The organism is Konateibacter massiliensis (genome assembly GCF_900184995.1).
Lineage (GTDB): Bacteria > Bacillota > Clostridia > Lachnospirales > Lachnospiraceae > Lachnotalea > Lachnotalea massiliensis.
On the sequence record NZ_LT860099.1, the window covers coordinates 2487337 to 2512559 of the forward strand.

Consider the following 25223-nt stretch of genomic DNA (forward strand, 5'->3'; position numbering starts at 1 on the left):
ATTTAAGCAAGAAGACCGCCAGACACAGTTATGAAGTGTCTGGCGGTCTTCTTTGCTTTCGTCTGTAGATTTCCTACTTCTCCGGCACCCAGAGTACATCACCGGGGCGGATGAGAGAAAACCGACTTTTGTTGTTCAGTCGCTCCAACTCACTCATGGTGCAGTTCAGCTTGCGGGAGATGCTCCAAAAACTGTTACCACGTTGCACGGTGTAGGTGGTATACCGCAGGTTTTTTGGGATATCCGCCGTCACACCGTACTGGTCAAAGGTGTAGGAAGAACCATCAATGTCCTTCTTGCCAGTGACCGGCTTTCCGCTTTCGTAATACATCCATTTGCCGGAATCGTTCGTCGTCCAGCCCTGTGCCGTATCGCTGGAAATTACCAGCTCCACAAAGCGGTGAAGGACAGCAGACACCTCGGCTCTTGTGGCTGTACCCTGCGGGTCAAAGAGATTGCCGTTTTTACCTCTAATCACGCCTGCCATCTGCATCTGCTTCACGTCTTCCTTTGCATAGGTGCTGATTTTGGCATTGTCGGCAAAGGTATTTTCCACATGAACCTTTGTCAAGGTATCGCCGATGGTCTTGGCATAGTTGCTCATAATGATTGCCATCTGCTCATGGGTGATGGACTGATCTGGGGCAAACTTTCCATTGCCAACCCCATTTACAATGTTGTTTTTATTTGCCCACTCAATGTAGCCCATATAGTAGGCATCGTTCTTCACATCGCTGAAGCTGCTCTTTGCGTAGCCGCTTACATCGGCGTTTGCTAATCTCCCCAGCGCCGTGACGAACATTCCTCTCGTCATGGAGGTGTTCGGGCTGAACTTGGCTTCAGAAGTGCCGCTAAACAATCCACGGCTTACCACAAACTCAATATCCTCCTTTGCCCAATGACCTGCAATGTCCGTAAATGCTGTATTGTCCTGTTTATAGCCAATGCCGTAGGTGGAAAAATGATCGATACTGAAACGCAGTACCTTTTCCACACTGTCATAGACCGAGTTCACCAACCAATGTACCTTGCCCTTGCTGTCCACATACACAGCCTGCACATTCCCGGCCTTTTCGTTTTCGCCTAGAGTATATGGAATGGTTACCGTTACACTGCCTGTTCCGAAGCTGCTGACCTCCTTGCCATTGCCGTAGTTTACCTTGAGGTCAAATACCGGACGGGAACCGAGGGCAGTCTTGGCACTGTCGGAGAGATTGTTGTTGTTCATGCGAGTGGCAGTGATATTTACATCAGATTTTGCCTGTCTGTTGATTTCTTTCATGGTCGCTAAATCCATGCCGATTCTGATATCAGGGTTGTCCACCACCACAATAATGCTCGCAATTTTCTTTTTAATTATGGTATCTTGCACCGCTTTTGGCAGATTGACCGTAACATTAGAGCCGGTCTTGTTGCCGGTGTACACACGAAGAACCACCGTGATGCCATTTTGCTCCGTATCGTTTTTCTTGGCATCAGCCAATGCCTTTTCAAAGGCGTCAGTCAAATTTTTGTCAGTGATACTCACTATGACATTGCTCTTGTCGTCCACTGTACCGGGAGCCTTGATTTCCCCCTCTGTGGCTGAATCTGGCTTATCCTGCTCGGTGGAAATGACGACAACAGAGCTGCTATCATCATTCGAAGAACTTTCTTCACCGCTTCCAAAGATACCGCCGCTGGTGTAAGTCCAATGGGCATAGTAGGTAACGTTTGCACTGACGGTTGTGCTTGCAAAAATCTGAATTCCGCCCCTTGCCGCCGTATACCAGCCGCCAAAGCTGTAACTGCCAGAACGTGTCGGTTTCGGGAGTTTTCCTACCGCCGCACCCGATACAACCGAGCGTGAAGCTTCACTGACCCTACCTCCATTCGGGTTGAAGGTGACGGTGTAGGCAATCCGCGTCCACTGGGCATAAATCGTGTCATTTACTGCGAATACGGTGCTGGTGGTCACCTCTGTGCCACCGCTTGCCGCTGTGAACCAGCCGTTGAAGGTATTACCGGTCTTGCTCGGTGTCGGCAGGCTGGTCAGCTTTCCATCTGTGCCGGTCGTTCCCGATGTGGGCGATACCGTGCCGCCGTTCGGGTCGAAGGTGACGGTGTAGGCAATCCGCGTCCACTGGGCATAAATGGTGTCATTTACTTCGAATACGGTGCTGGTGGTCACCTCTGTGCCACCGCTTGCCGCTGTGAACCAGCCGTTGAAGGTATTACCGGTCTTGCTCGGTGTCGGCAGGCTGGTCAGCTTTCCATCTGTACCGGTCGTTCCCGATGTGGGCGATACCGTGCCGCCGTTCGGGTCGAAAGTGATGGTGTAGGTGATCGGCCTCCATTGGGCATAAATGGTGTCATTTGCCGCGAACACGGTGCTGGTGGTCACCTCTGTGCCACCGCTTGCCGCTGTGAACCAGCCGTTGAAGGTATTACCGGCCTTGCTCGGTGTCGGCAGGTTGGTCAGCTTTCCGTCTGTACCGGTCGTTCCCAATGTGGGCGATACCGTGCCGCCGTTCGGGTCGAAAGTGATGGTGTAGGTAGGAGCGGCGTTTAGCGTTAGCAGGGCCGAAGTTGAGGTAGCAACAGGCGAGTATGTACCTTCTACGACGGCGCGGTATTGATAGCCATTCATCCCCGCGGTTGCCCCGGTGATGGTCAGCGTCGCCGTTGTGGCTCCGCTGTATACTCCACCGTTTGAAATGTATGAGAAGCCGCTGCCAGTGTTAACCTGCCACCGGTAGGATAAACCCACTCCGGTTGCCATAACCGAGAAGGTAGCCGTCTGACCCTCATCCACCGTTTGAGGGGATGGCTGGCCGGTGATAGAAGGAGCCGGGGGATTCACCAGTACAGCGCTCGTGCTGACTATGTTGTTCAGCTCCAAAGTTGCATTGTTTCCCGCAGCATCCTGGATGGTGCCGCCGTTGAGGGTTAGCGCACCGACGGTGATGCCGTCGGCGTCGGAATCGCTCAACACCACCGTGTAGCGAAAGGTCAGTGTCGATGTATAAGTGCCGCTGACATAACGGGCATATCTTGTCGATGTGCCGACGGTCAGCGAGATGTACGGTGTGCCGCCAACGGCCGTGACCAACACATTCTCGTCAAACCTTACCGTGAAGTCCAAATTATTTCCGGTAGAATAAGTTCCGCTGGACGGCACCGTTACCGAAATAACTGTGGGGGCTGTGGTGTCTGGCGCGACATACGCCGCCGCCGATATTTTTAACGGGGTGCTGATATTACCCGCCGAATCCTCCACGACCACATAAATATCTTTTGCCCCCGCCGTCAGAGTAACGGCTTTGCCCGTCACTGTTCCGCTTACGACACCGAGAGAAGTACCCGCTTTTACCGCCATGCTCGTTGGCGCGGACGCACCGCTGTTCACAACAAGGTAATACGCTGTACCCGCCTTGTCGGTGGTAAAGCCGATTGCAGCCGCTGTGTTGCTTGTGCGGTTTACGCTCCCTGCCGAAAGCACAGGCGGTGTGATATCAAGCCCAAACTTTAAGTATTTGTAGGTTGCCAAATCCGCCACGTTGTAGGCAACTGAACCGCTTCCGTCGATGTTGGTGCTTGCCATAGCCTGCACGCCACTCTCCAATGTCGGCGCAAATGCCATTGCTTTCGTTTTGCCTTGGATAATAATAGTTGTTCCTGTTTTTATCGTTGTGCTATTGTTTTCAATCGCAGTACCGTCGACAGCACTTATCGTGCCGCCAGATATGTTCAACAATTGGGAAGAGCCGGTCTCGCTATAAATTGCATTTCCGTCAGCCTTTGTCGCACTTACCGTTCCGCCAGAAATATTTACGGTTGCGTTTTGGGTGTAAATCGCAGTACCGGCAAGCCCTGTCGCACTCACCGTTCCGCCGTTAATATTTAATATGCTATTATAGCCGACCCAAATCGCAGTATTGGTGGTACCTGCTGTTGCGCTCACCGTTCCGCCGTTAATGTTCACGGTGCCGCCATTATTCACCCGAATCGTTCCACTTATTGTTTTTCCTGTTATTATGCCGCCGCCCTTGCTGTCGATAATGGTCAGCGCACCTTTGCCCTGATGTTTAATGGCAGAAAGAGAACCGCCGTCAAGCGTTTTGCCGTTTAAGTCAATGGTGATGTTGTAATCACAGTTGATAACGATTGTTCCTGTGTCGCTATAACTGAAACTGTCGGAAAGCTTCAAATCTAAATCGCCTGCCGCATCGGTTATGGCAGACTGGAGAGTCGTAAGGTCGGCAACCTCCGAAAGCACAGGCGGGGTGGCAGCAGGCTCAACCTTGATGTATTTGTAGGTTGCCAGATTCTCCTCATCATATGAAACAACGGGGGTTCCGTTCTCATTGAGGCTTGCGGTCACCTGCATACCTGTGAAATTAGGAGACCCGACAGAGTTGGTCAATGCCTTAGCACTACCGCTTGCTGTCACCGTTCCGCCGCTAACGGTTATTGTTTTCCCTACAATTCCTTGAGTGCCTCCGGTGCTTGTCACGCTTCCTCCGCTGATAGATACGGATTCCCCCACAAAAATCACCGAACTCACAGTGGTAATTGCACCGCTGTTGATTGTTAGATTCTTGCTATAAATTCCAAACTGATTGCCAGCGGTTACAGTGAGGGAGCCGCTATGTTCCTCACTGATTTGGAGGTCACTATCCTCAGTGCAAATTCCATATACGCTGTAAGATCCAGAATTCGGAAGAGCAATAGAATTTGCACCCACCAATTTGAGGTTAAGACCGAACGGGGCATAAATACCGTATTTAGCTGCTGAAACCATGTACGAAGTGATAATTGCCGCATCGTTCAGTGTGAGAGTATTTGTGTCACTGTCATAGATGACGGTTGTACCATCGTCCATTGGACCAAGGACATCGCCCATGTTGGCGCTGGTCACTTGCACGCCGCCCACCCAAATATTGTAGGTTGTGACAGACATGGGAGCGACCATTCCGCGTTCCATTATCTCCGCACCCACCGTCACGGTAAGCTCCGGCAGCGGGGCACTGACCGTATAGCCCTCTATGACCGGCGTAAAGACATATGCGCCCTCGGTATCCATGTCATAGTCGGGCGAGGCCCATTCCACCGGAAGCTCCACAGTGGTTTCTTCCCATTCAGGCTCGTCGGCTGTTGTGGGAGTTGCCGTTTCCGGGCTGCCGAAATCCTGTGTGGGATTTTCATCGGCGGGCACGGCTGTCCGCACTGTGGCTGTCAACGTTTCGGGAAATTCCAAATCTTCAATGGATGTTCCGAGTGATACCGCTTTTGCTGTTTCTGTCAGCGGTGCAAAGCTGATAATTTCTCCGCTCCCGCCAATTGTCGTATGTGTTTCTTCCGCCATTGCCGATACCGGCAGCATGGACACTATCATGCACAGCACAAGAAACATACTGAGTAGTCGTTTGTTCATAAGGTCTGTTCCTCCTTGATTTGTAAACTTGCTTTTCCTTGTTCCAAAAGTTTTTCCAGTCTCCCGGTTTCTTCCTCGGTGGTGGGGCGAATATGGGGTTTCTCGCAGGAAGGCATTTCTTTACCGCAAACTCCTGCCGGCCATATCCGCCTTATCAGCCTGCTCCACAAGATATTCTCTTTGCTTAAAACCCAGTATTCCGGAAACCACTGAGACCGGGAATATTCGAATTTCACGGTTCAGCTTTGTCACACTGTCGTTGTAAATCAGACAGCTGGTACAAGCCATATTCTCAAAGGTCTGCACCGCATCCATTGTTTTGATGTACTTTTGGTTGGCTTTCAGGTCGGGATACTGCTCCGTTACCACGGCAATCCTGCCAAGGGTTTCGGAAATAATCCTCTCCTGACGCATCACATCATCCGGCGTGGATTTTGCCGTGATGACGCTTCTTCTTGATTTGATTGTCTCAATCAGCGTTTCGCTTTCGTACTTGGCATAGCCCTTTGTCAAATCCGAAAGGGCCGTCAGAGCATCAAAGCGGCTGGAAAGCTGCACCCCAATCTGGCTCATGGCATTGCCGATATTCTCATCTAGCACCACCAGTCTTCGCTGGGTGGAGATGATCCATAGAACAATGACTGCAATAATTACGGCGATTGTGATGAAAGTTGGCAGCATAATTAAGTCTCCTCCGTTTTCTGTTGAGTTGTATAAAGCAAATTCCCCTGCGTTCACTCTATCAGAACCCTGCCGCAAAAAATTGCCTGTTGCATGAAACATGATTTTTTCGACATGAATCATAGTTTTAGATTGTCGATTTTTATGGTAAAATTAATTTGGAGAAATAAATTTATAGGATTAAGGTGTCAAAAGCACCTTAATCTTTATAGAGAAATGGAGAAATGCTTATGCTGCAAATTGCGTTATGCGACGACAATATTGACGAGCTATCCAATATAGTACAGCTTATAGACCTGTACCGAACATCAAGACATCTAAGCTGCGAACACGCCGCCTTTTCAAACGGATTTGAACTGGTTTCGGTCTTGGAAAAAGGAAAGCGGTTTGATATATACTGTTTGGACATCATTATGCCGGGCTTCACAGGCATTGAGGTGGCAAAAGCAATCCGTGGTTTTGACAAAACCGCGCCGATTTTATTCTTTACCTCATCGCCCGAATTTGCTTTGGAAAGCTATTCGGTGAAGGCTATTAACTACATACTAAAGCCAATCTCAAAAGAAAAACTGTTCTTCACCTTTGACGAGTTGTTGGAACAGGTCAAAGCAGAAAAAGAGGAAGATGTGGTAATCGTAAAAAGCAACGAGGGCATTCAAAAAATATTGATATCCAATTTGGTTTTTGCCGAGGTCATCGGCAGAAACGTGCTCTATCATCTGCGTTCCGGTAAAGTCATCGAATGTACAGAAGCTTTTTCCTCCGTCTGCAATAATCTGATGAAATATGAGTGTTTTATCAAGCCCCACCGCTCCTATCTTGTGAATATGCAGTATGTGGATACTATTGAAAACCATCAGATTACCTTGCAAACCCTTTCCTCTGTTCCTGTTGCACAGGGCAAGGCAAAGGAGATTAAGCTGCAATATCTGAATTATCAAATGGAAGGAGAATCTTAAAATGGCAGTAACAGTGATAGGACTCTTACGATTTGGATTTTCTCTGGTCTTTGGCATCACGGTGTCAGTTCTCTTTGCAGGAATAGAACCTACAAGGAAAAACAAGCTCGTTACCGGCTTGCTCTGTGTTATTTTCCTTTTCGTTCAAACTGCCAGTTGGTGGTGTTTGGACTTGGACTTGACATCAAAGCTGTATCCGCTGATTATCCACCTGCCGCTGATTGTGATATTCTCGCTATACTATAAACGCCCATGGCGCATATCCGCCGTCAGCGTGCTTTCCGGTTATCTTTGCTGTCAAGCACCGCGCTGGTTCGGTTTCCTTGCAGGAGCCGTTTTGGACAGCAGACTTGCAGACCATATTTTTTATATAGCATCCGTGTTTTTGGCTTATTATTTCTTGAGAAGATATGTGGCCGGATCTGTCCGGCAGTTGATGGAAAAGTCCACTAAATCTTGCTTATTTTTAGGCGGAGTCCCGCTTTTTTACTATCTGTTTGACTATGTGACCGCCATCTACACCGATGTGCTTTACAGCGGCGTCGAATGGGCGGTACAGTTCATGCCCTCAACAATATCCGTTTTTTATTTTGTGTTTGTTATCCTTTATTACGCTGAGACACAAAAACAGGCAAGCCTCCAAAGAGAAAAGGATATGTTGGATGCACAGTTTAGATTGGCGCAGACAGAGTTTGCTTCTCTGCGGCAGTTACAGCAGAATGCCGCATCCTATCGGCATGATATGCGCCACCACTTTGCACTTTTACAGGGACTGGCCTCCAAGGAACATATAGAGGGGATCAAAGAGTACCTACGAACTGCCCAGTCCGACATGGATGCCATCACGCCCCTACGATTTTGCGAAAATGAAACCGTCAACCTGATTTTGTCCGCTTTCGCCGCTAAAGCGAAACAAGCGGACATCATGCTGACGGTGGAAGCGAAACTGCCTGATTTGCTTCCCTTTAGCGATACTGAGCTTTGCTCGCTCTTGTCAAACGCTTTGGAAAACGCCATACAAGCCACAAAAAAAATAAATGATGGAAATAAACGCTATATTATGCTACGCGTGTATTCCAAGAATAACAAGCTGTGCATTGACATTCGCAACCGTTATCAGACCGAACCGACATTTCACCAAGGACTTCCCGTGTCAACAGAACAGGGACATGGCTTTGGAACAAAAAGCATGGCCCACATCGTGGAAAAGCATGGTGGTGTATTTCAGTTTTCGGTTAAGGATGGCTGGTTTACATTTCAGGCTACTGCATAATCTCTTAATCCTGTATTGACATTCACACAATCCCATACTATAATTTACTTAGAGCGAACCGTTTCGCTCTCAAGAACAGGAGGAGTAAAAATGGCAGCAACAATCAGAGATATTACCAAAATGACGGGGCTTTCCCTTGCCACCGTTTCCAAATATTTAAATGGCGGCAATGTGCTACCACAAAACCGCACCTTAATTGAGGAGGCAATCGAAACGCTTCAATACGAGGTTAATGAGGTTGCGAGAGGGCTCGCAAAAAACCGCACTAAGACCATCGGCGTCCTGATTCCGAATCTGGACAACATCTTTGCGGGTACTATCATTGCTCATATCGAGGATATATTGCGGCAGCATGATTACGGCACCATCGTCTGTGACTGCCGAAGCGATATTGCATTGGAGGAGCAGGAAATCAAGTTTCTTCTGAGTAAGCGCGTGGACGGAATCATTACCATCCCAACCTCCGGCAATCCGGCTTACTTAAGCAGTGCAATCAGCCGTAACATTCCTATTGTCCTGATTGACCGTACATTTGAGAATACAAATCTTGACTCCGTTTTAGTGGATAACAGTGAAGCTTCTTTTCGGGCAGTCTCCACACTGATTGATCATGGTCACAAGAGCATCGGCATTATCTGCGGTAACGACAATGAATATACGGCAAGAGAGCGCCTTATGGGCTACTACAAGGCACTTGAGATGAATAACAGAAAGATAGAGCTTGACTTTGTAAAAAGAGGAACTCTGACTGTGGAGCATGGCTATGAAGCAACAAAAAGTCTGCTCACTTCCGGTAACAAGCCTACTGCCCTTTATCTGAGCAACTATGAAATTACCCTTGGTGCCATTATCGCCATCAACGAACTCGGCATTAATTTTCCGGAGGATATCTCCATCATCGGTTTTGACAACCTGATGCTCTCCAAAGTGGTGAAGCCAAAGCTTTGGATGGTCGTACAGCCAATGGAGGAAATCGCTTCCTCAGCGGCACACATCATGCTGGACCGTTTGAGTAAGCAAAAAGAGACGATAACACCCGATACGATAAATCCGGCAAAACACGAAGCGGTTCGTTTAAACCTGAGTACCAGCCTTCTTACCGGAGAATCGATTAAAAAAGTGTGAGCGTTGCTCACACTTCGCGCCCGAGCGGGTTGCAAAGTAACAATTTCCACTCCGCGAGGTGCGCATAAATCTTGCTTTTAACTGGCTTTTGCCAGAAAAAGATATAGTATGTGAGTTCCTTCACATCCAGCGCCCGAATGGGTGCATAACAAATAACGTAACAGCATATACGCAGAAAGGAAGGTTTTTATGCCATTCGTTACATCAGAACAAATGATTGCAGATGCCAGGGCAGGAGGTTACGCAGTCGGCGCCTTCAACGTGGAAAACATGGAGATGGTTATGGCGGTAATCTCTGCCGCCGAGCAGCTAAATGCTCCTGTCATGCTGCAGACAACCCCTTCAACTGTAAAATATGCAGGGCTGGACTTATACTATGCCAACGTCTCGGCTGCTGCAAAAAATTCAAAAGTACCGATTGCCCTTCATCTGGACCATGGAAACAGCTTTGAGCTTGCCATGAGAGCACTTCGAGTCGGCTACACTTCTATAATGATTGACGGTTCTCACAGCTCCTTTGAAGAAAATATTGAACTGACCAAGCGCGTTGTGGATGCCTGCTCTCCCTCCAATATTCCTGTGGAAGCAGAGCTTGGAAAAGTCGGAGGAAAAGAGGATGATTTAGACGGCGGAGCCGGGGGCTACACAGACCCTCTGGAAGCAAAGGAATTTGTGGAAAGAACCGGGGTTTCCTCTCTCGCTGTAGCAATCGGAACGGCACACGGCTTCTATGTCGGTACGCCAAAACTTGATTTGGAACGCTTAAACCAAATCAGAAAAGTAGTTTCCATTCCGCTCGTTCTTCATGGTGCCTCGGGTCTTACCGATGAAGCAATAAGAGAAAGTATCAGACGCGGCATCTGCAAGGTGAATTTTGCAACGGAGCTTCGTGCGGCTTATACCGAAGGAGTAAAAAAGGTACTTGCCGAAACAGCCGGCACCATTGACCCAAAGAAATACAGCACCGCCGGAATGGATTTAGTAACGCATCTTGTGATGGAGCGCATGAAGGTATGCGGCTGTGACAACAAAGCAAAATAAGTGCTGTCAGGGAGGTTTGTATGGAAAAACTATTACTCGGAATTGATATCGGAACCTCTGCATGCAAGGTTGCCATATTTGATCAAAAAGGAACTGTATTGGCGCAGGATAGCCAAGGCTATAAGCTGTATTACCCAAATCCGGGATGCGTGGAGCAAAACCCTGATGAATGGTGGGAAAGAGTTTGTATTGCCATTCAAAACACCCTTGAAAAAGGAAAAATTAATCCCTCTGATATTGCAGGAATTGGTATTGACGGACAAAGCTGGTCAGCAATTCCCGTAGATAAAGCCGGAAACTGCCTACATAATACACCAATCTGGATGGATACAAGAGCAAGACAGATATGTACCAGAGTAACGGAGGAATTCGGATTTGACACGATTTTTGACATTGCAGGAAATGCATTTGAACCGGCATACACAACACCAAAGCTTCTATGGTTCAAGGAAAATATGCCTCATATCTACAAGGAGACTCATCAGTTTTTGCAAAGCAATAGTTTTATTGCCCTAAAGCTAACCGGTTCGCCCTCGCAGGATAAATCTCAAGGCTACGGGCTTCACTTCTTCGATGCAAAGACTTGCAGCTATCACAGCGGTCTGGCGGAAGCACTCGGAATATCCTTGGATAAAATTCCCGAGCTTTATGACTGCCACGATATTGTCGGTTTCGTGACAAAGGAGGCAGCGCACCTTACCGGTCTTAAGGAGGGTACCCCTGTCGTTGCCGGCGGATTGGACGCAGCATGCGGTACACTAGGTGCCGGAGTTTACAAGCCAGGACAGACGCAGGAGCAGGGCGGGCAGGCAGGTGGGATGAGTATTTGCCTTGACAGCGCAGTATCGCATCCAAAGCTTATCCTAAGTCCCCATGTCATTCCGAACCTCTGGCTCCTGCAAGGCGGAAGCGTAGGAGGCGGCGGCGTGTTGAAGTGGTTCCACAAGGAGCTTGGAGGAGGTCTTTCTTTCGATGAGCTAACCGGTTTGGCTGATAAGATTTCTGCCGGTTCGGAGGATGTTATTTTTCTTCCTTATATGGCTGGGGAGCGCTCTCCCATCTGGGATGCCGATGCAAAAGGTGTTTTTTACGGGCTGGGCTTTGACAAGACAAAGGCTCATATGGTGCGCGCTGCTCTGGAGGGTGTTGCCTATTCCCTGGAGCACAATCTTCGCACCGCAAAGGAGGCAGGTGTGGAGGCAAATGAACTGATTGCAATGGGTGGTTCCGCTAACAGCCTTGTCTGGACACAAATCAAATCCGACGTGACAGGTAAGACAATCAAGGTTCCCACCTCTGATACGGCAACAACCCTAGGTGCGGCAATTTTAGCCGGTGTGGGTGTCGGGCTGTATGGAAGCTTTGAGGAGGCTGTCAACACAACCATTGTAATGACCAGAGAGCACACCCCGAACATGGAAAACCACGAGAAGTATAAGGCTTCGATGGAGCTTTACTTACAATTGTATCAGGATTTAAAGGATACGTTTCGTGATCGTTCAATTAAGAAAGGACAGATAAAATGAAAGCAGGAGTTGTTCATGCGAGAGAGGATATCCGCTATGAGGATATCGAAAAACCGGTGCCGGGCGCCGGTCAGGTATTAATCAATGTAAAGTATACAGGCATCTGTGGCTCTGATGTCCCAAGAGTAAACGGCGATGCCTGCCATTTCTTTCCGAATGTGCTGGGACATGAATTTTCCGGAACAATTGAGGAGACAGGAGAAGGCGTCTCTTCTTTAAAGAAAGGCGACCGAGTTGCAGGAGTTCCCCTTGTTCCGTGCATGAAATGCGAGAACTGCCAAAAGGGTGACTATTCCCTCTGCAAGCACTACAGCTTCATAGGTTCAAGAGAATTTGGAAGCTTTGCTGAATATATTGTCGTGCCGGAAAAAAATGCGGTTAAATTTGATGAGGAAGTAAGCTTTGAGCAGGGTGCCTTCTTTGAGCCGACCACCGTCGCACTTCACGGCTTACAACGCCTTAATTATCAAGGCGGCGGTCAGGTTGCCATTCTTGGCGGCGGCACAATCGGGCTTTTGACCATGCAGTGGGCAAATATCTTTGGCGCCAAAAACTGTGTCGTATTCGATATTTCACCGGAGCGTTTAGAGCTTGCCAAGCGGCTAGGCGCAACTGCTGTTATCAACACACTCGAAAGCGATTTTATAAAACAGGCGATGGATATCACCGCAGGACAGGGTTTTGACTATGTGTATGAGACCGCAGGAAACACTGCAACGATGAAGATGGCATTTGAACTTGCTGCCAACAAAGCCGGAATTTGTTTTATCGGTACACCGACTAAGGAACTTTCTTTTTCCGTAGAAGAGTGGGAAAATATGAACCGCAAGGAATTTACACTCACCGGCTCTTGGATGTCATATTCTGCACCGTTTCCGGGACCGGAATGGGAACTTGCCGCTTATTATTATAAGACCGGGCAGTTACAATTCGATGACTCGCTTATTTATAAAAAAATACCGCTCAGCCAAATTGCGGAGGCTTTTGAAATGTTCAAAACTCCCGGCGCGGTAAAAGGTAAAATCTTGATTGACAGTGAATGAAAACAAATAAAGGAGAACTGATTATGGGAGAAAATTTAAAACCAATTGACGCTATTGATCCGTCACTCGTTCCACAGCGTACACTTTATACCGGTGCCAAAATGCCGGGGCTTGGAATCGGAACGTTTGGCTCAGACCGCTTTACCGCTACTGACATTGCAAATGCTGTTGAGGACGCAATCAAATCAGGCTATCGTCTGGTAGACTGTGCTTCCTGCTACGGAAACGAAGATTTAATCGGCATTGCGATTGAAAACGCTATGCATGCAGGCGTAAAAAGAGAGGAGCTATTTGTTACCTCCAAGCTATGGAACGATATGCACGGCAAGGGAGAAATTCTCTACTCCGTGGCAAAGACTTTAAAAGATTTAAGACTTGACTATCTGGACCTCTATTTTGTTCACTGGCCTTTCCCGAACTATCATCCACCAGGCTGTGACGGTGATACGAGAAATCCTCTTTCCAGACCTTACATCCACGAGGAATTCATGGAATGCTGGCGCCAGATGGAGAGACTTGTTGATATGGGACTCGTGAAGCACATCGGCGTTTCCAACGTAACAATACCAAAGTTGGAACTAATTTTAAGAGATTGCAAAATCAAGCCTGCTGTCAATGAGATGGAGCTGCACCCTTGCTTCCAACAGCCGGAATTGTATGACTACTGTAAGAAAAACGGCATTGAAATCATTGGTTTTTGTCCGATCGGCTCCCCTAGCAGACCAGACCGTGATAAGACCGAAGAGGATATCGCAGATATCGAGCTGCCGGAGGTTATTGAGATTGCAAAAGCACACGGCGTACATCCTGCCGTAATCTGCCTGAAGTGGGCGGTGCAGAGAGGTCATTCCCCGATTCCTTTCTCCATCCACAGAAATGAGTACATGAGTAATCTTCGTTGCAGTTTTGAAGATCCATTGACAGAGGAAGAATTAAAGGTTCTCTCCACCGTTGACAAAAACTGCCGCTTAATCAAAGGCCAGGTATTCCTCTGGGAAGGCGCAGGAACATGGGAGGATTTGTGGGATATTAACGGCGAGATTCCGGGTTGGAACGGCTACGAAAAATAGGAGTAAGCCATGATTACTACGATTACATTAAATGTTGCTATTGATAAGGCATATGTGGTGGACGATTTTGCTAAAAATACGGTAACCCGCGTTCAAACCTGCACCAATACCGCCGGAGGAAAGGGGCTAAATGTATCAAAGGTCATTCAGCTTTGCGGTGAAGATATAACCGCGACGGGATTTGTGGGCGGACACGCGGGTGCTTATGTAGAAGATTTGCTGAGAGAATTTGACATTAAAACGGATTTTGTTCATACCAAAAGCGAGACAAGAAGCTGTATCAACATCTTAGCCTCAGACGGCTCCTCCACCGAATTTTTGGAGCCTGGTGCACCTGTTACCCCAGAAGAGGCGGCACTTCTTTACGCCAAAATTGACCAACTCATTGAGCAAAGCGATGTCATCACGATTTCAGGCAGCGTGCCGGTTGGAATCGAGACTTCCATCTACGCCGATTTAATTGCCAAAATAAAGAAAAAAGGCAGACCGGTCATCCTTGACACAAGCGGAGAGCTGCTTGTCAAAGGAATTGCTGCCTGCCCTACCTTAATCAAGCCAAACATCGAGGAGCTTGAGGCACTTCTTGGTATTCCGCTCACAAACCAAGAAGAGGTGATAGATGCCGCCTGCAAACTTCACGAATTGGGTATTGCATATATCACCGTATCTCTCGGCGCTGACGGTGCCCTCCTCGTCTGCAAAGAAGGAGTCTTTCACGGAAAGCCTCCTAAGATTACGCCGGTCAACACAGTCGGCTGCGGCGATTCAATGGTGGGAGCCTTTGCAGTGGCGCTCTCAAGAGGACTGGCACCAGAGGAAATGCTTCGCTACGGCGTCGCAGTTTCAGCCGCCAATGCTCTGACTATGGCAACCGGTTATTTTCGAGCCGAGGATGTGGCACGGCTGCTTCCTGACGTCTCAGTAACTCAAGTACTGTAAAATTGTTTTTATAAATATGAAAAGCAAAAAATAAATGCCGCAATTTGCGGCATTTATTTTTTTGAATTTATATTGATTTTTGGTCTTTAAGCCGCACTGTCTCTCTTATTCCTAATCGTATTGATACCATGTCGAACCGTCAAAACCGGATGATAAAAAATCAGCCTTGGTCCTGCGTAGCGCATTACTTCCTTAATTTTATCTCGCATTTTTTTACTGTAACAATGTGTTGGGCAGGTACTGCAAAAGGTTTTATCTTCCATATGCGGGCAATGCTCGACCCGCTTTTTGGCATAGGAAAGCAGCTCCTGACACTCCTCACACAGACCGTCCTTACTGTGCTTATGGCCGCGGCAGTATAACTCTATCATTTTTCCCACAACCGCAATTTCCTGTTCTCTTTTATCACTTATATCCATGCATTTGCCCTCCTTTTCTGCTTTGTGACAGCAGGCAGCTCGCAAAGTGTACTACCGCCCTACCAGAATAGTATTCTTTCTATTACACCGCGATATTGCCTACCGTAATCACCTTATCTGCAATTCCCATCGTAGACTTCCTATGCGATACGAGTACCACCGTTTTGTCTTCCTTTTCCTCTGCAAGTGCCTTTAAAATAACCGCTTCATTCAGGCTGTCCAGATTGCTTGTCGGCTCATCTAAGAACATAATATCTCCGTCATGCAAAAATGCTCTTGCAATACCAATGCGCTGCCTCTCTCCGCCCGAAAGGGAGTCGCCAAGCTCGCTTAGCTTTGTCTGGTAACCATTTGGTAGTTTCATAATAAAATCATGTATGGACGCCTTTTTACATGCCGAAATAATCTCTTTTAAAGTTGCATCCTGCTTGGCAACCCTGATATTGTTTTCTATCGTGTCCAGAAACAGATGTGTTTCCTGTGTTACATACGAAACGTGGCTTCGAAGTTCGCTTGTTGTAATGGTATTTACATCAGCACCTTGATAGGTGAGACTTCCTTTATCCGTCTCAAAAAAGCGCATAAAAAGCTTTAACAATGTGGATTTACCGCAGCCACTCGGACCGACAATCCCCGTTATTTTCCCTCTCTCAAAGGTGGCGGAATAGTGACTTAAAACCCTTTCCTCCCTGCTATTTGGATAGGAGAAGGATACATCAGTCGCCGCAAGTGTTCCGTTTCTAAAAGGTGCGCCCTCCTTGATTTCCTCAACAAGCGGTTCCTCTTCAAGAAGGCTTAACACACGGTTTCCGCTTGCAAGAGTCTGGTGCAGATTATTGGAAAGGCTGCTCAGCGCCGCTGTCGGTCCAAAAGAGCTCATCATCGCCACCGTAGCAAGAAGAGCGTCCGTAAAGGCTACCTTACCTTGCACTGCGAGAAGCCCTGATACGATCAGCATCACAGCACCTCCTGTCTGGATAACCGTGTTTGTGATACTGCCCTGTGTGCTTTCTAAATCCTTCAGCTTTTTCTGCGTGTGGTTTAGGCTATCACTGTGCTTCTCCATTTTTTCTCTTCTTGCCCCTGCCTGATTGTATTGGAGAATCTCTCCCATACCGCGCAGGTTATCAAGCACAATTGTATTTAATTTTGCAAATAAGCCACGGTAAATCTGCCCCTTCTTCTCTCCTAGTTTTCCGTTTACAAGCGGAACTACCGCTCCTACTAAGAGATAAAAAACTGCCGCTATGAAGCCCATAATCCAGTTACCTCTTCCAATGTAGCTAATCATAACGATAGAGGTAAGAACCGCAATCGCAATCGGAGATATCGTATGTGCGTAAAACACCTCCAAAAGCTCCACATCGGAGGTGATAAGTGAAATCAGATTTCCTTTTTCCTTTCCCTCAAGCTTTGATGGGGTAATGCGACGCAATGCCGCAAATATCATGTCACGTATTCTTGCCAGCAATTTAAACGCAATATAATGGTTGAATGCCTGCTCTGCATACTTTAATATGGCACGAACAACCGCAAGCAGCACCATAGCGATACAAACTGTCTTTAATCCAATTGCACCCTTTGCGCCTGCCTCAAGCGTTCCTCCACCGATTGAAGAGAAAATATCCAGCAGCCCGTAGGTTCCCAAAACCGTGATAAAGACGGCACACAAATTTCCTATTGTCCCCATTACAAGTGCTGCTGTCATATGAAGGCTTAAAGGCTTTACCATTCCGATCAGCCCGAGCATGACTTTCACGCCAGAACGTTGTTTTTCTTCTGTTTTCATCCTATATTGCCTCCTTTCGTGACTGTTCTTCTGAAACCTTTTCCCTGTATACCGTATATTCCTCCAGCTTCTTTTGACCTTCATAAAGCTTTCGGTAAATTCCCTTGCCACTTCTTAACAATTCTTCATGCGTTCCATGCTCTGCGATACTTCCCTCTTCCATCATGAAGATTTCATCTGCCTCTGTGATGTTGGCAAGACGGTGTGATATAAGAATGATTGTCTTTTCCTTTGCCATCTGCTTTACGGTCTGCATAATCATCTCTTCACTTTCCACATCGATGTTGGAGGTCGCCTCATCAAAAATATAGATGTCGCTGTCATGAAGGATTGCCCTCGCCAGCACAAGACGCTGTTTCTGCCCGCCGGACATATTGTCTGCGTTTTCGATGACAGCCATATCAAGACCGCCATTTTCATGGATAAAGTCATAAAGTCTTACTGTCCGAAGCGCCTCATTCATCGCCTCATCATCCGCCATCGAATTCCCCATTTGCAGGTTATCTCTCACGGTTCCGGCAAACAGATAGCTGTTATGGTTAATTCTTGTTATTTTCTCATATCGCACTCTGCTTTTTATATCATGCAGTGCGTGACCTCCAAGCAAAATTTCACCTGCAAAGTCTGCCTGCTCTCCCATAAGAAGGGAGGCAACCGTACTTTTTCCGCAGCCGGATTCGCCTGCAAACGCCACAAATGTATGCGGCTTCACCTGAAAGCTTACGTCGTGCAATACCTTTCTTTCCTTTGCACTTGGATAGGCAAAGTCTATGTTTTTAAAGGAAATTGTGTCATCCTCTATTTTTTCAATTTTCCCGTCTGTCTCTTCCGGCAGGTCTAAAATACCAAAAATCTTATCTGCTGCGCCATTTCCGTTCATGGAAATATGGAAAAACGAGCCGAGAAGACGCATCGGAAGGAAAAATTCTGCCGAAATCAATATAATAAAAATTCCCTCCACAAAGCTTACATTTCCTGCTTTCATTGACAGAAGCCCCACAATAATACCGGCAACGGCACCGCCATATGCCACCAAGTCCATAATCGTAATAGAGTTTAGCTGCATCACCAAAACGCGCATTGTCATCTTTCGAAACTGCTCGGATTCCTCGTGCATCTTTTTTGCATAGTATTCATCTGCCTGATAAATCTTCATCGTAGTAAGTCCCTGTATGTACTCTAAAAAGTGGTCACCAAGCTCGGTGTAGGAACCCCAATACTTTGAGAAAATTTTCTTTGCAAACTTCTGGACTCCCATAATTGCTCCCGGAATAAGCGGAACACAGACAAGCAGTACGAGTGCTGCCGGAATATTCATCGTTCCCACAATAACAAAAAGCGTAATCGGTGCCAGAAACGCATAGAAAAACTGAGGCACGTATCTGCCAAAATAAATTTCCAATTGTTCAACACCCTCAGTTGAAAGCTGAACTACCTCGGAGGTTGAACATTTTTCATGATAATCCGGTCCGAGTCTGAGCATTTTATCATACAGCCTCATGCGAAGCTGATTTTTCGTGTTGACCGCCGCCTGGAAGGAAAAGCTTCCGCTTAGCTTTGCCATAATGATACGGACAAGAAAAACAACGGCCGCAATAATCGCATAACGCTGTATGTTTGCTGCTGACGTACTTCCAAGGCGAATTGTGTCCAGAAGCCGCGCACTTTCAAACACGAAAAGTACATTTGCGAGAAGCATAATCCATTGTGTTGCCACCACGCCGAATACATACTTCATATTATCCTTAAATTCTTTTAGTAGTCTTTTATGAAACATTTTTTCCCTTTCTATCGAACGGTCATTACTATTTTTTTGCCGTTCAGTTTCTCTACATTTAAGCGCACACCATAGATATGTTCAATGCAGTCCGCTGTTATCACTTCCTCTGGATTTCCCTGTACCAATACACTTCCGTCTTTTAAACCAAGTATTTCATCGCTGTAATACACTGCGTGGTTCATATCGTGCAGAACCATAATGATTGTAATCTGATATTCTTGGTTTAAGCGCTGTATCATTTCTAGCAACTCAATCTGATACCGGATATCCAAATAGGTCGTCGGTTCATCCAAAAATAAAATATCTGTCTTTTGTGCCAGTGCCATCGCAATCCACACGCGCTGACGCTGCCCGCCGGAAAGGCTTGTTACCTCCCTGTCTCGCAAATCCTTTATCTGTGTAACCTCAAGTGCCCAGTCAACCAGCTCCTTATCCTTCGCACTCATCGTTCCGAACATCCCAAGATGCGGGCTTCTTCCATAGGACACCAGCCTGCTTACCGTAATATCGGCAGCCGCTTCATTATTTTGGTGAACAATTGCCACACGTTTTGCAAATTCCTTCTGCTTCATTCCTCTTATATTCGTTCCATCCAGATAGATTTTGCCCCGATTCGGCTCCAAATTTTTTGTCATTAGATTAAAGAGAGTCGATTTTCCGCAGCCGTTTGCACCAATCAGCGTTGTGATTTTTCCTTTCGGAATTGTAAGGTCTACGTTGTTCAATATTATTTTTCCCTTTTGCTTCTCCTCGTAGGAAAAGATCAGGTTTTTCACCTGTATAACAGGTGCTTCTTCCTTTTTGATTATTTCATTAACCGCCATATTTGCTCTGCCTCCTTAGTAACAGGATAAAAAACGGTCCTCCGACCACTGCCATGATAATTGACGCATTGATTTCATATGGTGCAGCTATTGTTCTTCCTATCGTATCTGCCATGAGATAGACTGTCGCACCGAGAAGCATGGAATAAGGAAGTAACAGCTTATGGTTATGTCCGACTAAAATCCTTGCAATATGAGGCACAATCAACCCGAGGAAGCTCACAACACCCACGACCGCCGTTGCAATGGAGGCAAGGAGTACTGCCGTCATAGAAATAATCATTCTGTCCCGGTTTACATTGACACCGATACCTCGAGCGGTTTTGTCGTCAAGGGAAAGCAGATTGCATTTTCCTGCTAAAATAAGTGAAACTACTAAACATATCGGTATATAGTAAAGTGCCGTCCGCACATCCGTCCATGTTTTCATTGTGATGCTGCCCTCTACGATGGAAGCCACGCTTGACTGGTTTCCTCCGCTCATGGAATTGATTGCACTTGACAATCCGCCAAACATCGTGCTCACGGCAATACCCACAAGGACAATTCTAAGGGGACTGACTCCGCTTTTCCATGCCAGAGAATACACGATGAAAAAAGCAAATAGTCCACCTGCAAAGGCAAACAAGGGTAAATATGCAAATAAGGCAGGAAGAAATGCCGTGATTAATACTGCTGCAAAGCTGGCACCTCCCGAGATTCCTATAATTCCGGGGTCCGTCAATGGGTTTTTCAATACCGCCTGAAATAAAGTACCTGACACCGCCAATGCAGCGCCAAGCAGCACGGAAATAATAATACGCGGAAAACGCAAATCATAGACGGTTGCCACCTTCTGGCTGTACTCCACAAACAGTCCCTCAAACAGTTCTTTCGGACTGATTGCAATGCTTCCCGTATTAACAGACCATAGTACTACCAGACCAAACAAAAAAAAGGTTAGGAAAAAAGAAACAATTGCTTTTATTACTTTCTTTTTAGAAGAATGGCTGTCATTCTTGGTTTTTTCTTTCTGATACAAAACTCTCATCTCCTACTCTTCCTGTGCCGTTCCGTCGGTTCCCTGCTCGTCACCATAAAAAATTGTTTCAAGTGTTTCCAATGCCTCTTGATATTGCAGGTTGGCACTCATAGGAAAAAGCTTGTAATTCAAATCATAGACACGATTATTTTCCACAGCCGCGAAATGCTTCCATATATCATTTGTTGTAAACTCCTCACCAAACATTTCCATTACCGATTCCGGCAGTGCATGTGCCGTTCTCAAAATAATGTCAGGATTTTTCTCCAGCATATCCTCGGTGTTTACATTAATAAAGTCCTGGGTTTCCTCCGAATAGACATTTTTCCCTCCGGCAAGCTCCACCAGATTCCCCACATAGGAGTTCGGTGTAGCAACCACATAGGAGCCGGGCAGTCCCATTAATATCAGCACAGTAGGGCTTTCCTTTTCCTCCTGCTTCGCGCTGTACTCATCATAGAAGGTCACAAACTCATCTACTAATTTCTCTGCCTGTTCCTCCCTGTCAAACAGTACACCTAATTCCTGAATAGATTTATACATTCCGGTTACGCTTGAGAGATTTAGAAAAGCATATTTCGTGTCAATCGCTTCGTATTTCGGCTGTAAATCCGAAATCAAACTGACAGGAGATAAAATCCACTCAGGATTTAAAGACGATACAATCTCCATATCCGGTGCCATCGCTGTTCCTACCTCCGTTACCCCTTCATATACATCCGGTATCTCAAAGGCATCGGTATGGGGAACACCTACGAGCGAAAGCTCAAGCGCGGCACAAATTTCTGCCGTAGCCGGAGAGGTCGCAATGATAGCTGGGTCTGTCGATTGATCTGTAGCTTCATTCACAGCACTGCTATTTGCTTCTTTCACGGCATCGTCTGAATAACTGACGCATGCTCCAAGCGACATTGTCAAGCTGCAAAGCAATATCATCAAGCCTGCTTTTTTCATCAATTTCTCTGTTTTGTTTCTCATAGGTCATCACGCTCCCTTTTTCGCTGTACTGTCATCACAAGCAGCAGCACAAGTCCTGCCGTCGCCCCGGGAATTGTCAGAATAATGACACATTGAAGCACAAATACCCAAGACATTGCCGGCACTATCTGGGAAGTTTCTTTCTCCTGATTTTCCGTGCTTAACTCCGTCTCCTCCTTATTCAGAAGACTTTCATCAGAAAGAACAAGTCCTTCTGCTTCTTCAATAAGCTGTGCACCCGTCTTTTTGCCGCTTTGAGCTGTCAATGCACTGCTTGCTGCTGTACTCCCAAGACTTTGGCTTGTGCTTCCTACGGTCTGGGTATTTGCACTTTTTGCAGAGGATGCAGCCTGTGTAACAGTCTGAGTGCCTGTATCGTTGGAGCTATCCTCTGTCTGAGTTTCTTCTGTCTCGGTATTCGCTGTTCCTGCCGAGCTGTCTACGCTCACTATAAAGTCGCCGCTTCCCTCCGCAAAATTGGAAAAGGCAATAAAATAAATAATATCTCTTCCCATTGGAGTTACATAAAATTGAACTTTTACAACGGCATTTTCATTTGGTATCTCTATTCTGAAATCTGAGGTATAATCACCGCCCGCATTTTCCTGCATAACGCTCGCTGAAGCCGAGGTCCAGCCAGAGCCGCCCCACTCCTGTGTCCAAAAGCGAACATTTGAAATGTTATCCATCATGGAAAGTCGAATCGTTGCATACATACCGCCCGAATTTATTTGCTCTATCAATGCTGTCGAATTGGTAACGCTTTCCGTCATCCCCTGTCCGATTGCCTCATTGTTGCCGGGGTCTTCTATTTCCCCTGTAACAGGATGTGCATAATAGGCTGTTGCACTTGCCATATAAGCGGTTCCTGCTTCAGCGGCATGAACTGTCTGAATTGTTAAAATATTTCCGAAAAAAACTGCAATAAGCAATGCTGCCGCTATTCTTTGCCGCCTGCTTAAAACTCTGTCTAAAACTTGTTTTCTCAACCTATTTTCGCCTCCTTACTAAACTGTCTGTCAAAATAAATCCTATTATAAATAGCATGATAATCATGGAACCTGCGATTGTAATCCCGACTAAAAGCAAGGTCAGCGCCTCATTCATCTGCAATCCGTTTTGCTGTACCAAAACAGTAACCGGACTGTCCGATTCTTTTGCTGCATTTTGCTCTTCGGTATTTTGCAGGGCCGTGCCAGTTCCTCCACTCACGCTTGTTTTTGCTGCGCTGATAGACGAGGAGGTAGTTTTCTTTGAAAGTGTTCCTGTACTTTTTGTCGTCGGAAGCGTACTTTTTGTTACACTGCCTGTATCGACAACTGCAAATTTACTAAAGCTGCTTGTCTCAAACACCGCATATTCATCTTCGATTGTTGTTGTCAGCTTACTTTTCGCCGAATCCTTTATGCGATATACGCCGGTCAGACTTGTATCATAGCTGCTTGGCACGGGAATATATACCGTTACCATACCGCTTGGCTCTACAGCTGTACCCGCTGAACTGTACAGCGTGATATCGTAAGCCGCAAACTCTGTCGCTATCTCAGAAAGAAGGGCTGCTACTGTCGTGTATGTACTGCTGCCGGAGGAAATCTCCGTCACCTTCATTGTGACTCCTGAGATAAGTATATTAGCATCTGCCTTAATCCTGATCCCTGTCGTCTTATCCGTCAAATCCACTGCCGGGGAATTAAGCCCTTCCGTCGAAGTCTCCGTATTTTCTTCCACTACAGCATCATCCGCAACGGCAGTCAACGTATCCCAGCTTATTTTAAACCTTGCAGGAAGCGGGTCTGTTCCCATCACCGCCACCTTGGGATCAATTTTTACATTTGTATATTCTCCCTTGGAGGGCAGTGTAAAGGAAAATGCGCTCGGCATCGCCACACCGTCTACCGTATTGTTACTTGCCGTTATCTGAGCATAGACATAGCTTCCGTCTGCCTGCTCAATCTGTACGCTTTGCAAACACGCTGTTATAGTTCCTACTGTCATTGGGTGAGTGGTAAAATCAAGGGTATAGACGCCATCCTTTACTGTGAGCAATGCTGTGTGATTCATCGCTGCATTGCCCATGCTTGCCTGATTGGCGGTAGCGTGCCAGAGATCGACGTAGACATTATACTTTCCGTTTGATAGATTATCTTTATCCAAAGGCGAAGTCGTACTTCCCCCGTTGCCGGAGTCAGTGTCGCCGCCTGAATTTTCATCTGTGTTTCCGTCCGTATCAGTGTCTGTATCTTCGCCCGTATTTTCCGATACATCGCTTGTTTCGTACTCACTCCACAGCGCTGCTTCTTCCTCTGTTATTGGACTGACCGCCGAATAATCCACCTTAATCCTGCAAAGCTGGTCGCCAAAGCCTAAGCTTCCCATAATCGGCACATAAACGTGCGCCCATGTGTATTCCGTATTGATTGTCACGGGAACCGAAACTACTTTGGGATAAAGTTTTCCCGCGCAGTTTACGTCTGCTGCATTTGCTGCATTATATTCATCCACGGTAGCATAAGTACTGATTACTGTACTTGCAACAAGCTTGTAAGAATCGGGGTACTTATACTCGTTATAGGTGATATCCTCAAGCAAATCGAACTGAATCAAATTTCCGGTCAGCCCATACATGGAAAAGCTCTTTAAATTCAAATAAAGACTTGCTTTTCCACTTTCCACTATGAGCTTACCGGTCTGATTCAATGCTCCGTTTCCCATGCTTGCGGCATCATTTGTTGCATGCCACAGGCTGATAGGAACCGTATATACTCCATCTGCAAGTGTCGTCTCCGCTTTTGCAAGAGGCAAGCTTTCTCTGTCCTCATTTGACCAGCCGCCACAGAGCAGATACACCACAAAGCATCCAATAAAAAGAGAGGAAAAAATTTTTTTCCAAGCTCCTTTTAAAGATTTTTTGCTTGTTTTTTTCTTTTTCTCATCCTCTTCTTCCACCGTTTTCATTCTGACAAGGAAGAAGTAAAAATGTCCAATCCACACAACTACAATGACGATTCTCGCCCACAGCACAGGAGAAAAAATAAATCCAAAAGTAAACAGGACACTTATCATCCCCAGCACTTGGTATTTTGTGCGAAGCGGCATTGCCTTTGTACCTACATATGTCTCTAAATACCTTTTATATAATTGGGTTCCCTTAAACCATTTATGAAAGCGCTCAGAGCCTTTTGCAAAGAGAATTAGGGCTAAAAGCAAAAAGGGCGTTGTGGGAAGCAACGGCAATACAATCCCGATTGAGCCGATTCCGAGGCATAAAAATGCCAGTCCGACACATATTCCATTTAATATTTTTTTCATATATCCTTTTCACCTTATACTTTAAAACAA

General features: G+C 46.6%; 18 protein-coding genes. 8 read left to right on the forward strand and 10 right to left on the reverse strand.

The genetic code is table 11. The features are described 5' to 3' along the window. Nucleotides 1-73: 73 nt before the first annotated feature. Nucleotides 74-5416 (reverse strand): InlB B-repeat-containing protein, encoded by a 5343-nt coding sequence (locus CTY48_RS17125; protein ID WP_099469664.1) that lies wholly within the window; start codon nucleotides 5414-5416, stop codon nucleotides 74-76. 120 nt (nucleotides 5417-5536) lie between these two features. Beyond that, nucleotides 5537-6097 carry a LemA family protein gene (locus CTY48_RS17130; protein WP_099469665.1) on the reverse strand — a complete coding sequence of 187 codons (561 nt, stop codon included), beginning with the start codon at nucleotides 6095-6097 and terminating at the stop codon, nucleotides 5537-5539. 230 nt (nucleotides 6098-6327) lie between these two features. Here CTY48_RS17130 and CTY48_RS17135 point away from each other — a divergent pair, with 230 nt between their 5' ends. The 8 genes from CTY48_RS17135 to pfkB all read left to right on the forward strand — a co-directional run bounded on the left by CTY48_RS17135 (nucleotide 6328) and on the right by pfkB (nucleotide 15073). Further along, nucleotides 6328-7056: a LytR/AlgR family response regulator transcription factor gene (locus tag CTY48_RS17135; RefSeq protein ID WP_099469666.1), complete on the forward strand. Its 729-nt coding sequence runs from the start codon at nucleotides 6328-6330 to the stop codon at nucleotides 7054-7056. Between the two features lies 1 nt (nucleotide 7057). Then, nucleotides 7058-8329 carry a sensor histidine kinase gene (locus tag CTY48_RS17140; protein WP_099469667.1) on the forward strand — a complete coding sequence of 424 codons (1272 nt, stop codon included), beginning with the start codon at nucleotides 7058-7060 and terminating at the stop codon, nucleotides 8327-8329. Between the two features lie 90 nt (nucleotides 8330-8419). Beyond that, nucleotides 8420-9454, forward strand: a complete 1035-nt coding sequence (locus CTY48_RS17145) for a LacI family DNA-binding transcriptional regulator (protein WP_236355011.1) — start codon at nucleotides 8420-8422, stop codon at nucleotides 9452-9454. Between the two features lie 189 nt (nucleotides 9455-9643). Next, nucleotides 9644-10495 (forward strand): class II fructose-bisphosphate aldolase, encoded by an 852-nt coding sequence (locus CTY48_RS17150; RefSeq protein ID WP_099469668.1) that lies wholly within the window; start codon nucleotides 9644-9646, stop codon nucleotides 10493-10495. A 20-nt stretch (nucleotides 10496-10515) separates the two neighbouring features. After that, entirely contained in the window at nucleotides 10516-12021 is a 1506-nt protein-coding gene (locus CTY48_RS17155; protein ID WP_099469669.1) for a xylulokinase, read from the forward strand. Beyond that, nucleotides 12018-13064, forward strand: a complete 1047-nt coding sequence (locus CTY48_RS17160) for a galactitol-1-phosphate 5-dehydrogenase (protein WP_099469670.1) — start codon at nucleotides 12018-12020, stop codon at nucleotides 13062-13064. The genes CTY48_RS17155 and CTY48_RS17160 overlap by 4 nt, the downstream gene beginning before the upstream one ends. A gap of 23 nt (nucleotides 13065-13087) precedes the next feature. Beyond that, nucleotides 13088-14134: an aldo/keto reductase family protein gene (locus CTY48_RS17165; protein WP_099469671.1), complete on the forward strand. Its 1047-nt coding sequence runs from the start codon at nucleotides 13088-13090 to the stop codon at nucleotides 14132-14134. Between the two features lie 9 nt (nucleotides 14135-14143). Further along, nucleotides 14144-15073: a 1-phosphofructokinase gene (gene pfkB / locus CTY48_RS17170; protein WP_099469672.1), complete on the forward strand. Its 930-nt coding sequence runs from the start codon at nucleotides 14144-14146 to the stop codon at nucleotides 15071-15073. A gap of 86 nt (nucleotides 15074-15159) precedes the next feature. Here pfkB and CTY48_RS17175 read toward each other — a convergent pair whose 3' ends face one another. The 8 genes from CTY48_RS17175 to CTY48_RS17210 all read right to left on the reverse strand — a co-directional run bounded on the left by CTY48_RS17175 (nucleotide 15160) and on the right by CTY48_RS17210 (nucleotide 25193). Beyond that, complete coding sequence (locus CTY48_RS17175; protein ID WP_099469673.1) at nucleotides 15160-15492, reverse strand: nitrous oxide-stimulated promoter family protein; 333 nt, start codon at nucleotides 15490-15492, stop codon at nucleotides 15160-15162. 82 nt (nucleotides 15493-15574) lie between these two features. Further along, entirely contained in the window at nucleotides 15575-17281 is a 1707-nt protein-coding gene (locus CTY48_RS17180; RefSeq protein WP_099469674.1) for an amino acid ABC transporter ATP-binding/permease protein, read from the reverse strand. A 1-nt stretch (nucleotide 17282) separates the two neighbouring features. Then, nucleotides 17283-19058 (reverse strand): ABC transporter ATP-binding protein/permease, encoded by a 1776-nt coding sequence (locus CTY48_RS17185; RefSeq protein ID WP_099469675.1) that lies wholly within the window; start codon nucleotides 19056-19058, stop codon nucleotides 17283-17285. Between the two features lie 11 nt (nucleotides 19059-19069). Beyond that, on the reverse strand, nucleotides 19070-19885 hold the full coding sequence (locus tag CTY48_RS17190) for an ABC transporter ATP-binding protein (protein ID WP_099469676.1): 816 nt from the start codon (nucleotides 19883-19885) through the stop codon (nucleotides 19070-19072). Beyond that, a complete protein-coding gene (locus tag CTY48_RS17195; protein WP_331463197.1) occupies nucleotides 19875-20906 on the reverse strand; it encodes a FecCD family ABC transporter permease in 1032 nt (343 codons plus the stop codon). Before CTY48_RS17195 ends, CTY48_RS17190 begins: the two co-directional genes overlap by 11 nt. Nucleotides 20907-20918: 12 nt before the next feature. After that, nucleotides 20919-21884, reverse strand: coding sequence for a heme ABC transporter substrate-binding protein IsdE (isdE, locus tag CTY48_RS17200; RefSeq protein ID WP_236355013.1), 966 nt, complete (start codon nucleotides 21882-21884; stop codon nucleotides 20919-20921). After that, complete coding sequence (locus CTY48_RS17205) at nucleotides 21881-22873, reverse strand: heme-binding Shp domain-containing protein (protein WP_099469678.1); 993 nt, start codon at nucleotides 22871-22873, stop codon at nucleotides 21881-21883. The genes isdE and CTY48_RS17205 overlap by 4 nt, the downstream gene beginning before the upstream one ends. Nucleotide 22874: 1 nt before the next feature. After that, nucleotides 22875-25193 carry a DUF454 family protein gene (locus CTY48_RS17210; RefSeq protein WP_099469679.1) on the reverse strand — a complete coding sequence of 773 codons (2319 nt, stop codon included), beginning with the start codon at nucleotides 25191-25193 and terminating at the stop codon, nucleotides 22875-22877. Nucleotides 25194-25223: the final 30 nt, after the last annotated feature.

Bases quoted from the DNA above. Each gene is read 5' to 3' on its own strand.
- CTY48_RS17145 (WP_236355011.1), top strand. From the start codon at position 8,420: ATGGCAGCAACAATCAGAGATATTACCAAAATGACGGGGCTTTCCCTT.
- CTY48_RS17180 (WP_099469674.1), bottom strand. From the start codon at position 17,281: ATGAAAACAGAAGAAAAACAACGTTCTGGCGTGAAAGTCATGCTCGGG.
- isdE (WP_236355013.1), bottom strand. From the start codon at position 21,884: ATGAGAAACAAAACAGAGAAATTGATGAAAAAAGCAGGCTTGATGATA.
- CTY48_RS17125 (WP_099469664.1), bottom strand. From the start codon at position 5,416: ATGAACAAACGACTACTCAGTATGTTTCTTGTGCTGTGCATGATAGTG.
- CTY48_RS17175 (WP_099469673.1), bottom strand. From the start codon at position 15,492: ATGGATATAAGTGATAAAAGAGAACAGGAAATTGCGGTTGTGGGAAAA.
- CTY48_RS17130 (WP_099469665.1), bottom strand. From the start codon at position 6,097: ATGCTGCCAACTTTCATCACAATCGCCGTAATTATTGCAGTCATTGTT.
- CTY48_RS17150 (WP_099469668.1), top strand. From the start codon at position 9,644: ATGCCATTCGTTACATCAGAACAAATGATTGCAGATGCCAGGGCAGGA.
- CTY48_RS17155 (WP_099469669.1), top strand. From the start codon at position 10,516: ATGGAAAAACTATTACTCGGAATTGATATCGGAACCTCTGCATGCAAG.
- CTY48_RS17210 (WP_099469679.1), bottom strand. From the start codon at position 25,193: ATGAAAAAAATATTAAATGGAATATGTGTCGGACTGGCATTTTTATGC.
- CTY48_RS17185 (WP_099469675.1), bottom strand. From the start codon at position 19,058: ATGTTTCATAAAAGACTACTAAAAGAATTTAAGGATAATATGAAGTAT.
- pfkB (WP_099469672.1), top strand. From the start codon at position 14,144: ATGATTACTACGATTACATTAAATGTTGCTATTGATAAGGCATATGTG.
- CTY48_RS17135 (WP_099469666.1), top strand. From the start codon at position 6,328: ATGCTGCAAATTGCGTTATGCGACGACAATATTGACGAGCTATCCAAT.
- CTY48_RS17190 (WP_099469676.1), bottom strand. From the start codon at position 19,885: ATGGCGGTTAATGAAATAATCAAAAAGGAAGAAGCACCTGTTATACAG.
- CTY48_RS17160 (WP_099469670.1), top strand. From the start codon at position 12,018: ATGAAAGCAGGAGTTGTTCATGCGAGAGAGGATATCCGCTATGAGGAT.
- CTY48_RS17165 (WP_099469671.1), top strand. From the start codon at position 13,088: ATGGGAGAAAATTTAAAACCAATTGACGCTATTGATCCGTCACTCGTT.
- CTY48_RS17140 (WP_099469667.1), top strand. From the start codon at position 7,058: ATGGCAGTAACAGTGATAGGACTCTTACGATTTGGATTTTCTCTGGTC.